Source organism: Luteimonas sp. 8-5 (assembly GCF_029763755.1).
Lineage (GTDB): Bacteria > Pseudomonadota > Gammaproteobacteria > Xanthomonadales > Xanthomonadaceae > Cognatiluteimonas.
Genome location: NZ_JARUVM010000029.1, coordinates 39,794 through 51,939 on the forward strand (window position 1 = coordinate 39,794; position 12,146 = coordinate 51,939).

Annotated in this window: 11 protein-coding genes; 7 read left to right on the forward strand and 4 right to left on the reverse strand. The window is 66.2% G+C overall.

All coding sequences use genetic code 11. The annotated features are described in order from the left end of the window. Window positions 1-41 precede the first annotated feature (41 nt). Window positions 42-1,253, forward strand: a complete 1,212-nt coding sequence (locus QAA18_RS05095; protein ID WP_279411559.1) for a hypothetical protein — start codon at window positions 42-44, stop codon at window positions 1,251-1,253. Window positions 1,254-1,363: 110 nt separating this feature from the next. Here QAA18_RS05095 and aceE read toward each other — a convergent pair whose 3' ends face one another. Beyond that, window positions 1,364-4,081 (reverse strand): pyruvate dehydrogenase (acetyl-transferring), homodimeric type, encoded by a 2,718-nt coding sequence (aceE, locus tag QAA18_RS05100; RefSeq protein ID WP_279411561.1) that lies wholly within the window; start codon window positions 4,079-4,081, stop codon window positions 1,364-1,366. A gap of 121 nt (window positions 4,082-4,202) precedes the next feature. Between aceE and QAA18_RS05105 the strand changes: the two genes are divergently transcribed. From QAA18_RS05105 to QAA18_RS05130, 6 genes are read left to right on the forward strand one after another with little or no spacing between them, the layout of a single operon-like run. Next, the gene (locus QAA18_RS05105) at window positions 4,203-4,544 is read left to right on the forward strand and encodes a metalloregulator ArsR/SmtB family transcription factor (protein WP_279411563.1); all 342 of its coding nucleotides are present in this window, start codon (window positions 4,203-4,205) and stop codon (window positions 4,542-4,544) included. Beyond that, window positions 4,541-5,029, forward strand: coding sequence for an ArsI/CadI family heavy metal resistance metalloenzyme (locus tag QAA18_RS05110; protein ID WP_279411565.1), 489 nt, complete (start codon window positions 4,541-4,543; stop codon window positions 5,027-5,029). Before QAA18_RS05105 ends, QAA18_RS05110 begins: the two co-directional genes overlap by 4 nt. 10 nt (window positions 5,030-5,039) lie before the next feature. Beyond that, window positions 5,040-5,423 (forward strand): arsenate reductase ArsC, encoded by a 384-nt coding sequence (locus tag QAA18_RS05115; protein ID WP_279411567.1) that lies wholly within the window; start codon window positions 5,040-5,042, stop codon window positions 5,421-5,423. Next, entirely contained in the window at window positions 5,420-6,442 is a 1,023-nt protein-coding gene (arsB, locus tag QAA18_RS05120; protein WP_279411569.1) for an ACR3 family arsenite efflux transporter, read from the forward strand. The genes QAA18_RS05115 and arsB overlap by 4 nt, the downstream gene beginning before the upstream one ends. Before the next feature lie 56 nt (window positions 6,443-6,498). Beyond that, a complete protein-coding gene (locus QAA18_RS05125) occupies window positions 6,499-6,867 on the forward strand; it encodes a metalloregulator ArsR/SmtB family transcription factor (RefSeq protein ID WP_279411570.1) in 369 nt (122 codons plus the stop codon). Further along, window positions 6,839-7,333, forward strand: coding sequence for an SRPBCC family protein (locus tag QAA18_RS05130; RefSeq protein ID WP_279411572.1), 495 nt, complete (start codon window positions 6,839-6,841; stop codon window positions 7,331-7,333). The genes QAA18_RS05125 and QAA18_RS05130 overlap by 29 nt, the downstream gene beginning before the upstream one ends. 60 nt (window positions 7,334-7,393) lie before the next feature. Here QAA18_RS05130 and QAA18_RS05135 read toward each other — a convergent pair whose 3' ends face one another. From QAA18_RS05135 to rsgA, 3 genes are all read right to left on the reverse strand, one after another. Further along, on the reverse strand, window positions 7,394-9,703 hold the full coding sequence (locus QAA18_RS05135; protein WP_279411573.1) for an NADP-dependent malic enzyme: 2,310 nt from the start codon (window positions 9,701-9,703) through the stop codon (window positions 7,394-7,396). A gap of 52 nt (window positions 9,704-9,755) precedes the next feature. Beyond that, entirely contained in the window at window positions 9,756-11,042 is a 1,287-nt protein-coding gene (locus QAA18_RS05140; RefSeq protein WP_279411575.1) for a flavohemoglobin expression-modulating QEGLA motif protein, read from the reverse strand. 166 nt (window positions 11,043-11,208) lie between these two features. Continuing rightward, on the reverse strand, window positions 11,209-12,146 hold a 938-nt coding region (gene rsgA, locus QAA18_RS05145; RefSeq protein WP_279411578.1), incomplete at its 5' end, for a ribosome small subunit-dependent GTPase A.

Consider the following 12,146-nt stretch of genomic DNA (forward strand, 5'->3'; position numbering starts at 1 on the left):
ACGCCCTTCTTCCAAGACTCGATGCCCTTGTAAGAGAATTGATGAACAAGCAGCAGGTTCGCGAAGCCCCGAACTACTACATCGCGTATGAAGGATTTGAAAAAGTCTTTCGCGCACAACTTATACCGCCGACAGAATCTCTACGCGTTTCCACCCCGAATGAATGCAACGCTATGGCGGTCGCAGGCAACGGCAACGCTCTGGTCGATTTGATTTTGCATGCAATCCTTCCACTGCAAAAGATCAAGTATACGTTTGACGTGCTAGTTATTTATCTGCCTGCCGCATGGAAAGCGTCCTATCTGTACGAAGGCTTCGATCTTCACGACAGAATCAAAGCGAAGCTCGCGCCACTCAACATTCCAATCCAAATTCTCAATGACACAGTATTCGAGCGTACTTGTCGCGCACAGGTTGCGTGGGGATTGAGCGTCGCCCTTTATGCAAAGGCAAACGGGATCCCATGGAAGCTCGCCGACTGGGACAAAGACGAGGCCTATATCGGGCTCAGCTATGCCATCAAGACCCTCGAGAATGGCGCCGAGTACAGCACTTGTTGCAGCCAGGTTTTCGATCCGGACGGCACCGGATTTGAGTTCATCGCCTACGATACGCGCGAGTACGAGACTGATCGTAAGGGCAACCCCTACTTGACCTATCAAGAGATGCAGTCAGTGCTCTCGAAAAGTCTATTGCTCTATCAGAACTCCCACAACGGACGCTTGCCAAAAAAGATCTATGTCCATAAAACCACGCACTTCACGGAAGACGAGATCCAAGGCGCGCTCGATGCATTCGGCTCGAGGATGGAAATCGAGCTAGTTCAAATCGTGCGCGGAAGTAATTGGTATGGCCTGAAGATTGACGGCCCGAATAGGTGGAACAATAAGCCATCCCCTGCCGGGTATTCCGTTGATCGAGGCCTCTACCAGCCGCTCACCGGAAACGAGTGTCTTCTTTGGACGCAGGGGTCCGTCCATGACATCAATCAACACAGGCCCAATCAACCTGTGTTCAAAGAAGCACCGCTTAAACCTCTTCCCAACCCGATAATGCTGCGTCGGTTCTCTGGAGATGGCGGATGGCATGCGACGTGTGCGAGCATTCTCGCCCTTACAAAGGTCGATTGGAACAACAACACGCTCTATAAGACATTGCCGGTAACACTCGTGTACTCGCAGGTATTCGCTGAGGTCGTAAAGCAGTCGCCGGATATCGTGAACGATGTCTATGATTATCGGATGTTCATGTAGTGGACATTCGTGGAATAGAATTCGGTTAAGTCATGCGGCTTTAGCAATGCAATTGAGTCCGGGATGGGTCGACACTAATCCACATATCTAACGTTGCAAGGGCTATGGTCTTAAGCCCCCAACGGATTCGGCTTCTTCCCATCGATCCCGTAAAGCTCAATCGCCTTCGCCACATCCTTCGCTGCGAGCTTCCCCTCAGCCGCCAACGCCGCCACAGCCGCCTGCGCCACGTAGTACCGGTCCACCTCGAAGTGCTTGCGCAGGTTCTCGCGGGTGTCGCTGCGGCCGAAGCCGTCCGTGCCTAGCACGGTGTAACGCATCGGCACGAACTGGCGGATCTGCTCGGGGTACAGGCGGATGTAGTCGGTGGCGGCGATGGCCGGCCCCTGCCGTCCTTCCAGCAGCTCGGTCACATAGGCCTTGCGCGGCTTGGCCTCGGGGTTGAGGCGGTTGTGGCGCTCCACGTCCTGGCCGTCGCGGGCCAGCTCGTTGAAGCTCGGGCAGGACCAGATGTCGGCCTTGATGCCGAAGTCCTTCTCCAGCAGCTCCGCCGCGGCAATCACCTCGCGCAGGATCGTCCCCGAGCCCATCAGCTGCACACAGAGCGCGTCCTTGCCCTTGCCCTTCGCTTTCCCCGAGTCCCGAGTCCCGAGTCCCGAGTCCCGGAACAAATACATGCCCTTGAGGATCCCTTCCGCGCTGCCTTCCGGCATCTCCGGGTGCGCGTAGTTCTCGTTCATGAGGGTGACGTACCAGTACTCGTCCTTCTGCTCGGCCAGCATGCGCTGCATGCCGTGCTGGATGATGGTGACCACTTCGTAGGCGAAGGTAGGGTCGTAGCTGCGCACGTTGGGGATCAGCGCGGCCTGGACCAGGCTGTGGCCGTCCTCGTGCTGCAGGCCTTCGCCGTTGAGCGTGGTCCTGCCGGCGGTGGCGCCGAGCAGGAAGCCGCGCGAGCGCATGTCGCCGGCCTGCCAGGCGGCGTCGCCGATGCGCTGGAAGCCGAACATCGAGTAGTAGATGTAGAACGGCAGCATCTGCAGGTCGTTGGTGCTGTAGCTGGTGGCGCAGGCCAGCCAGCTGGCGAACGCGCCAGCCTCGGTGATGCCTTCCTGCAGCACCTGCCCGGCGGCGTCCTCGCGGTAGTACATGAGCTGGTCGGCGTCGACCGGCTTGTACTTCTGTCCGTTGGGGGCGTAGATGCCGATCTGCCGGAACAGGCCTTCCATGCCGAAGGTGCGGGCCTCGTCGGCGACGATCGGCACCAGGCGCGGGCCGACCTGCTTGTCGCGCAGGGCAATGTTGAGCATCTGCACGAAGGCCATGGTGGTGCTGATCTCGCGGTCGCCGGTGCCCTTGAGCAGGCGCTCGTAGGTCTGCAGCGGCTGCACTTCCAGCGACTGGGTGGCCTTGCGCCGGCGCTGCGGCAGGAAGCCGCCCAGCGCGCGGCGGCGCTCGAGCATGTATTCGACTTCCGGCGAGTCCTTGCCTGGGTGGTAGAACGGCACCTTGTGCTCTTCGAGCTGCTTGTCGGTGACCGGGATCTGGAAGCGGTCGCGGAACGCCTTGACGTCCTCGTCGTCCATCTTCTTGGTGCCGTGCGTGGGGTTCAGCGCTTCGCCGGCCTTGCCCATGCCGTAGCCCTTGACCGTCTTGGCCAGGATCACGGTGGGCATGCCCTTGGTGTTCACCGCGGCGTGGTAGGCGGCGTAGACCTTGTGCGGGTCGTGGCCGCCGCGGTTGAGGCGCCAGATGTCGTCGTCGGAGAGGTTGGCGACCAGCGCGGCGGTCTCCGGGGTCTTGCCGAAGAAGTGCTCGCGCGTGTAGGCGCCACCGAAGGCCTTGCAGTTCTGGTACTCGCCGTCGACGGTCTCCATCATCACCCGGCGCAGCTGGCCGCCGGTGTCGCGGGCCAGGAGCGGATCCCAGTAGCTGCCCCAGATGGTCTTGATCACGTTCCAGCCGGCGCCGCGGAAGTTGCCTTCCAGCTCCTGGATGATCTTGCCGTTGCCGCGCACCGGGCCGTCCAGGCGCTGCAGGTTGCAGTTGATGACGAAGATGAGGTTGTCCAGGCCTTCGCGGCCGGCCACGGAGATTGCGCCCAGGCTCTCGGGCTCGTCGGTCTCGCCGTCGCCGAGGAAGCACCAGACCTTGCGGTCGCTCTTGGGCATCAGGCCGCGCGCTTCCAGGTACTTGAAGTTGCGCGCCTGGTAGATGGCGGCGATCGGCCCCAGGCCCATGGAGACGGTGGCGGTCTGCCAGTAGTCGGGCATCAGCCAGGGGTGCGGGTAGGAGCTCAGGCCCTTGCCGCCCACCTCCATGCGGAAGTTGTGCAGCTGCTCGTCGCTGATGCGGCCTTCGAGGAAGGAGCGGGCATAGACGCCGGGGGAGCCGTGGCCCTGGATGTAGAGCAGGTCGCCGGGGTGGTCCTCGGACGGGGCGCGCCAGAAGTGGTTGAAGCCGACGTCGTAGAGGGTGGCGCTGGAGCCGAAGGTGGCGATGTGGCCGCCGAGCTCGCCGGGCTTGCGGTTGGCGGCCACGACCATGGCCATGGCGTTCCAGCGGATCAGCGAGCGGATCCGCCATTCCATCGCGGCGTCGCCGGGGCTCCTGGCTTCTTCGCCCGGGGGAATGGTGTTGATGTACTCGGTGGTGGGGTCGAACGGCAGGTTCGCGCCCGCGCGGCGGGTGACCTCGACCACGTTCTCCAGCAGCTGGTGGGCGCGGCCGGGGCCGTCCCGGTCGAGCACGGCCTGGATCGAGTCGAGCCACTCGCGGGTCTCGATCGGATCGGGGTCTTCGCGCAGGAGGGCGTTGTCGTGGGTCATGTCGGGGCTCCGTTGATGGCCCGATGTTAGCAGCGAGCGGCAATGATTAAATTATCGTCCGGACGAAAATAAATCCCGATGTCCTGTTGACATAATTCGATAATTCTGGAATATACGAACCATGGAGACCGCCAACGCCCTTTCCGCCCTCAGCGCCCTCGGCCAGGAATCCCGGCTGGCCGCCTTCCGCGCGCTCGTGCAGGCCGGGCCGGGGGGCCTGTCGGTCGGCGAGCTGCGCGAGCGGCTCGACCTGCCGCCGGCCACGTTGACCGCGCACCTCAACGTGCTGCGCGCAGCGGGGCTGGTCCTTGACCAGCGCGAGGGCCGGGTCATCCGGGTCCGCGCCAATTACGCGGGGATGGATGCCCTGCTCGCCTACCTCACCGAAAACTGCTGCGCCGGTGCCGCCGACTGCGGACCGGCTTCCTGCTGCCCACCGCCCACCAAGGGAACGAAACGATGAACCGCTTCCACGTCCACCTCAACGTCGCCGACCTGGCGGCCAGCGTCCGCTTCTATGCCGAGCTGTTCGGCGCGCAGCCCACCGTGCTGAAGGACGACTACGCCAAATGGATGCTCGAGGATCCGCGCGTCAACTTCGCGATCTCCAACACCGGGCGCGCACCCGGCATCGACCACCTGGGCATCCAGGCCGACAGCGGCGAGGCGCTCGCGGCGCTGGGCACGCGCCTGGACGCCGCCGGCGGCACCGTGGTGCCGGAGGAAGCGACGATCTGCTGCTACGCGCAGTCGGACAAGCTGTGGACGTCCGATCCGCAGGGCACGCGCTGGGAGACCTTCCACACCACCGGCGAGGCCACGCAGTACCACGCGGCCGGCGCGCCTTGCGCGACCGATGGCGCGTCGTGCAGCCCGGACATCGCCAGCGTCGGCCCGAAGGTGGGAGATGGCGCCGCGTGCTGCGGGCCGAAGTCGGCGTGCTGCTGAGGCGGCGGCCATGAAGCGGATTCTTTTCGTCTGCATCGAGAACGCCAACCGCAGCCAGATGGCCGAGGCCTTCGCGCGCATGCATGGCGGCGCGGAGGTCGAGGCACTGAGCGCGGGCTCGCGCCCCTCCGGGCGGATCAATCCGAAGGCGGTCCGCTTCATGGCCGAAGTGGGCTATGACCTCACGGCCCACGCTTCCAAATCACTGGACGACATCAACGGAGAGTTCGACGCGGTGGTGACCATGGGCTGCGGCGACAGCTGCCCGTGGGTGCCGGCGAAGCGGCGCGAGGACTGGGCGCTGCCCGACCCGAAGGACATGGACGACGACGGCTACCGCGCGGTGCGCGACGACATCGGACGTCGCGTGCGCGACCTGCTGGCCTCGCTGTGACGATCTTCGAGCGTTACCTGACCCTTTGGGTCGCGCTGTGCATGGCCGCGGGCATCGCCCTGGGCGCGGTGGCGCCCGGCGTGTTCGCGCAGCTCGCTGCGGCCGAGGTCGCCAACGTCAACCTGCCGGTCGCGGTGCTGATCTGGCTGATGATCATTCCCATGCTGCTGAAGATCGACTTCGGTGCAATGGGCGAAGTCCGGCGACACTGGCGCGGCATCGGCGTCACGGTCTTCATCAACTGGGCGATCAAGCCTTTCTCGATGGCGCTGCTGGGCTGGATCTTCATCCGCCGCGTGTTTGCCGACTACCTGCCCGCCGACCAGCTCGACTCCTATGTGGCCGGGCTGATCCTGCTGGCGGCGGCGCCGTGCACGGCGATGGTCTTCGTCTGGAGCCACCTGTGCGATGGCGAGCCGCGCTTCACGTTGAGCCAGGTCGCGCTGAACGACCTGATCATGATCGTCGCCTTCGCGCCGATCGTGGCGCTGCTGCTGGGGATTTCCTCGATCACCGTGCCGTGGTCGACGCTGTTGTTGTCGGTCGGGCTGTACATCGTCGTTCCCGTCGTGGTTGCGGTGTCGATGCGCCGATGGATCCTGCGCCGGCACGGCGAGGCCGCGCTGGGATCGTTGTTGCAAAGCCTGCATCCGGCGTCGCTGCTCGCGCTGCTGGTCATGCTGGTGCTGCTGTTCGGTTTCCAGGGCGGGCAGATCCTCGCCCAGCCGCTGATCATCGCGATCCTCGCAGTGCCGATCCTGATCCAGGTCTACTTCAATGCAGGCCTGGCCTACTGGCTCAATCGCAGGTTCGGCGTCGCCCATTGCGTGGCCGGGCCGTCGGCCCTGATCGGTGCGAGCAACTTCTTCGAGCTGGCCGTCGCGACCGCCGTGGCCGTGTTCGGCGTGCACTCGGGGGCGGCGCTGGCCACCGTGGTGGGCGTGCTGGTCGAGGTGCCGGTGATGCTGTCGGTGGTGCGCATCGTCAACGCCAGCAAGCCCTGGTACGAGGCCCGCTGACGAGGGTCCCGTCCCGCCGCTTGCAAATCCCCCGGGGCAGGCATACAGTGAACCATATGGTTCAGTATCAAGCCCACCTCGACGCCACCTTCGCCGCCCTCTCCGACGTCACCCGGCGCGGGGTGCTGGAGCAGCTCGGCAGCGCCGACGCCTCGATCAGCGAGCTGGCCCGGCGCTTCGACATGACCCTGACCGGCATGAAGAAGCACGTCGGCGTGCTGGAGCAGGCCGGGCTGGTGCGCACCGAGAAGGTCGGGCGCGTGCGCACCTGTCGACTCGGGCCGCGCCGGCTCGAGGACGAGGCCGCCTGGATCGAGAAGCATCGCCAGCTCTGGAGCGCCCGCTTCGACGCTCTGGACGGGATCGTCGAAGACCTGAAGCGCAAGGAGAAGGCAGATGGCAAGCGCAAACAGCACCGCCGTTAACCCCACCAAGGTGGAACGCAAGTCCGATCTCGAGTTCGTGGTCACGCGCGTGTTCGACGCGCCCGCCCGCCTCGTGTTCGAGGCCTGGAGCAACCCGGACCTGTTCAAGCGCTGGTGGGTGCCCGAAGGCGCGGGCCTCACCCTGCTCTCGTGCGAGATGGACGTGCGCACCGGCGGCAAGTACCGCCTGGTGTTCGCGCACCCGGCCGCGCCGGACGGCATGGCGTTCTTCGGCACCTACCAGGAGGTCGTGCCGGGCAAGCGCATGGTGTGGAGCAACGAGGAGAGCGGCGACCAGGGTGGCGTGACCACCGTGGTGTTCGAGGAGCGCGACGGGCGCACGCTGGTCACCTACTCGGAGCGGTATCCGACTGCGGAGGCGCTGGATGAAGCGCTGGCCGGCTCGGCGGAGGGGCTGCCCGAGCAGTTCAAGCAGCTGGATGCGATGCTGGCTGCCGGGTGGTAAGAAAAAGGGGACGGAGGGGATTAAGCGCATGCGCTTAATCCCCTCCGTCCCCTTTTTTTGCTAGCGGCGGGCGCGCTCTTTGCGGATCTGGGCGTCGACTGCCGCTATGGCGGTCATGTTGATCACGCGGCGCGGGGTCGAGGCGGTGGTCAGGATGTGCGCCGGCTGGTCCAGGCCCATCAGGATCGGGCCCAGGGCCACGCCGTCGGTCATCACCCGGGTGATGTTGTAGGCGATGTTGGCCGCGTCCAGGTTGGGCATGACGAACAGGTTGGCCCGGCCGCTCAGCGTGGTGTTGGGGAACATGTGCTGGCGCAGCTCCTGGTTCCAGGCGGTGTCGGCCATCATCTCGCCGTCGATCTCCAGCTTGGGCGCGCGCGCGCGGATCAGCTGCAGCGCCTTGCGCATCTTCTGCGCGCTGGCGTCGTCGTGGCTGCCGAAGTTGGAGTGCGACAGCAGCGCGACCTTGGGTTCGATGCCGAACAGCTTGAGCCGGTACGTCGCCTGCAGCGTGGCCTCGGCGATCTGCTCCGGGCTCGGGTCGAGCTGCACGTGGGTGTCGAGGAAGAACCACACGCCGCGGTCGTTGATCACGCCGGTCATGGCCGCCGTGCCGGTCACGCCCTTGTCGAAGTCGAACACGCTGCGCAGGTAGCCGAGCTTCTTGTGGTAACGGCCGACCAGGCCGCAGATCATCGCGTCGGCCTCGCCGCGCTCGACCATCAGCGCCGCGATCAGGGTCGGCCGCGAACGGATCAGGTTCTTGGCGGCCGCCGGGGTCACGCCGCGGCGCTCGGTCAGCGCGTGGTACTGCTGCCAGTATTCGTGGAAGCGCGGGTCGTCGTTGATGTTGGTCAGTTCGAAGTCGACGCCGGGGCGCATGCGCAGGCCCAGGCGCTCGATGCGCGACTGGATCACGTCCGGGCGGCCGATCAGGATCGGCGTCGCCAGCTGTTCGTCGATCACCGTCTGCACCGCGCGCAGGGTCACTTCCTCTTCGCCCTCGGCATACACCACGCGCTGGCGGTCGGCGCGCGCGCGGTCGTATACCGGCTTCATCAGCAGGCCGGTGCGGTGGATGAACTGGCCGAGCTTTTCCTCGTAGGCGTCGAAATCCTTGATCGGGCGTGAGGCGATGCCCGAGTCCATCGCCGCTTTCGCCACGGCCGGCGCGAGCATCACCAGCAGGCGCGGATCGAACGGGCGCGGGATCAGGTATTCCGGGCCGAAACACGGGATGTCGCCGCCGTAGGCAGCGGCCAGGTCGCCGGATTCCATGCGCGCGAGCCTGGCGATGGCGTGCACGCAGGCCAGCTTCATCGCCTCGTTGATCTCGCGCGCGCCCACGTCGAGCGCGCCGCGGAAGATGTACGGGAAGCACAGCGCGTTGTTGACCTGGTTCGGGTAGTCGCTGCGGCCCGTGGCGATGATGCAGTCCGGACGCACGCGTTTCGCGTCCTCCGGCAGGATCTCCGGGTGCGGGTTGGCCAGCGCGAGGATGATCGGCCTGTCGGCCATCGTCGCCAGCATTTCCGGCTTGAGCACGCCGCCGGCGGACAGGCCGAGGAAGATGTCGACGCCCTCCACTATCTCCGCCAGGCTGCGCTTGGTCGTGTCGCGCGCGTAGCGCTGCTTGTCCGGATCCATGTTGTCGCGGCCGGTGTACAGCACGCCGTCGCGGTCGACCGCCAGGATGTTGTCCGGCGTCATGCCCAGCGCCTCCAGCATGTCCAGGCAGGCGATGCCCGCGGCGCCGGCGCCGGCGGTGGCCAGCTTCACGTCCTCGATCTTCTTGCCGACCACTTCCAGCGCGTTGACCACCGCTGCGCCGACGATGATCGCGGTGCCGTGCTGGTCGTCGTGGAACACCGGGATGTTCATCCGCTCGCGCAGCTTGCGTTCGACGATGAAGCACTCCGGCGCCTTGATGTCCTCGAGGTTGATGCCACCGAAGGTCGGCTCCATCGCGGCGATGATCTCGACCAGCCTGTCGGGGTCGCGTTCGTTCAATTCGATGTCGAACACGTCGATGCCGGCGAACTTCTGGAACAGGATGCCCTTGCCTTCCATCACCGGCTTGCCCGCCAGCGGCCCGATGTCGCCCAGGCCAAGCACGGCGGTGCCGTTGCTGATCACCGCCACCAGGTTGGCCCGCGCGGTGAGCTCGCTGGCCGCGTTCGGGTCGGCCACGATCGCCTCGCAGGCATAGGCCACGCCCGGCGAGTACGCCAGGGCGAGGTCGCGCTGGGTCACCATCGGCTTGGTCGCGACCACCTTGATCTTCCCGTGCGGCGGGAAGCGGTGGTAGTCGAGGGCGGCCTTTTTCAGGTCGTCCACCGAATTGGCGGGGCTTTCGGGCTGGTCGGTCATCTTGCCGGGACTCGTCTTGCCTGGAGCAGGGACTGCGGAACGACCATTCTAGTCACTCCGGCGACAGCATCGGTGCCTGGTCCACCGCGTCGAGCCGGATCCGGTTGGCGAACAGGGAGAACGCGAGCATCCCGGCCAGGCCGTTGGCGCGCGACAGCCAGCGCGGCAACCAGCGCGGCGGCGCCAGCACCGGCGCGGCATCGCCCTGGCCCTTGAACAGCGGCTCGAACCGCATCGCGTCCTCCAGCGTCATCTTGCCGGCGAACAGCTGCCGGCACAGGTGCAGGCGGTCGGTCTTGAGCGCCCAGCGAAAGAAGGTGTGCACGCCGATCAGCCCGCGCAGGTAGACCACGTCCTTGGCGAAAGCGTGGCCGCCGCCGGTGGGGACGCCACGGAACACGCGCTGCGCGGACGAGAAGCTTTCGACCTCGTCCTGCCCGGCGTCGAGGAAGTAGCGGAACACCTGCACGAAGTCGGCGCCGTCCAGCGCCATCGCCACCGCCTCGATGCGGAGCGATACGCGCTTCATGCGCTCGATGTCGATCGCCCCGGTGATCTGCTCGGCGAAGGTGGCCAGGCCTTCCTGGGTGGCGGTGGTGCGCGGCGAGGACAGCGCCAGGCTCTTGAGCACCGGCTGCTGCCGGCCATTGAGGCCGGTGAGCGAATGCACGAAGGCCTCGTGCTGCAGCAGTTGCTGGCGGTCGTAGTCGCTGAACGCGGCGCCGGCGCGCAGGCGGATGCGGGTGGAACCGGCGGCGGCCTTGGCGATCAGTTCCGGATCGAGCACGACCTCGATCACGCGCGAGTCGAAGAAGTCGTCGAGGTCGGACTGCAGCTGCAGGCGCAGCGCGGTGGCGGAGATCTCGACGCGCTCCTCGGGCGCGAGCAGTTCGCGGTCGAGTTCGCCCGCGATGTCGATGAAATGCCGCGCCGCGTCGCGCGTGCTCGGCCCGTTGCCTGGCAGCGGCGCGTCCGGCCGCCCGAACAACTGCTGCGACAGTTCGCCCACCCGCGGTGTGCCCAGCGACTCGAGCAGCTGCGCGGCGAGGTTCCAGTCGCGGCTGGATTCGACCAGGTACTGCGCCAGCGGATGATCCGGATCGCCCGCACCGGCTTCGGCCGCGACCGCCTCCAGCTCGCGCCGCGCATCCCCGAAGTCGTGGCGCGGATATTCGTATTGCGGCAGCACCGCTTCACACCGCCGCCACCCCGCCAGGAACGCCTCCTGCACCGCCACCGGCCAGCTCACCAGCGACAACCACCGCAACCCCCGCGCCGCCCGCACCATCCGCGCGTCGAGCTCGGCGTACCTGGCGATCTCGCTTTCCCGGGGGTTCATGGTGTGTGGGTGTTCCTTGGACGCGGATCAACGCGGATCAAGAGCCGGATTCACGCGGATAGAGCAACCACTAGTGGAACTTCGCTTGCCGTGGGGCCAATCCTTCTTCGCTTGATCCGCGTTGATCCGCTTTTCCATCCGCGTTGATCCGCGTCAAAAATATGTCTCAATGTCGCCCGTACTTGTCGTCGAGGCGCTTGTGCAGGGCCTTGCCGAGGACGCGGGCTTCGGATTTCTGGGCGAGGCGGGTCGCGAGCTGGTTGGCGGCGCCGGCGACTTCGTCGCGGAGCTTGAGGAAGTTCGCGTAGCGGTCCGGGTCCAGGGTGCCCGCCTCGATCGCCGCGCGCACCGCGCAGCCGGGTTCGCGGTCGTGGCGGCAGTCGCGGAAACGGCACTGCTCGGCCAGCGCCTCGATGTCGGCGAAGTTCTGCTCGACATCCTCCTCGCCCGTCAGCTTCAGCTCGCGCATGCCCGGCGTGTCGATCAGGCAGGCGCCCGACGGCAGCGGTACCAGTGCACGGTGCGTAGTGGTGTGGCGCCCGCGCGAATCGCTCTCGCGCACTTCTCCGGTCTTCATCCGCTCCACGCCGAGCAGAGTGTTGGTCAGCGTGGACTTGCCGGCGCCCGACGAACCCACCAGCACGATGCTGCGCCCAGGCTGCAGCCAGGGCGCCAGCGCGCGCAGCGTGTCGGCGTCCTTGGCGTTGACCGCGACCACGGCGGTGCCGTTGGCGGCGGTGTCGGCAAGCGCGTGCAGCGCGTCGGTGACGGCATCCGCGTTGTCGGCCAGCGCCTTGTCGGCCTTGGTCAGGACCACCACCGCGCCCGCGCCACTGCCCTGGACCAGCAGCAGGTAGCGTTCGATCCGGCGCGGGTTGAAGTCCGCGTCCAGGCCGCAGACCACGAATACGGTGTCGATGTTGGCCGCGATCAGCTGCTGCCGGTAATGCTCGCCGGCGGCGCCGCGCTTGATCGCCGAGTGCCGCGGCAGCAGGGCGACGATCTTGCCGGGCGCGCCGTCGCCGCCTTCGACCAGGACCCAGTCGCCGACCGCGGCCCGGTCCTCCGGCGAGGCCTGGCCCTTGCGGTACCCGGCCGGGCGCT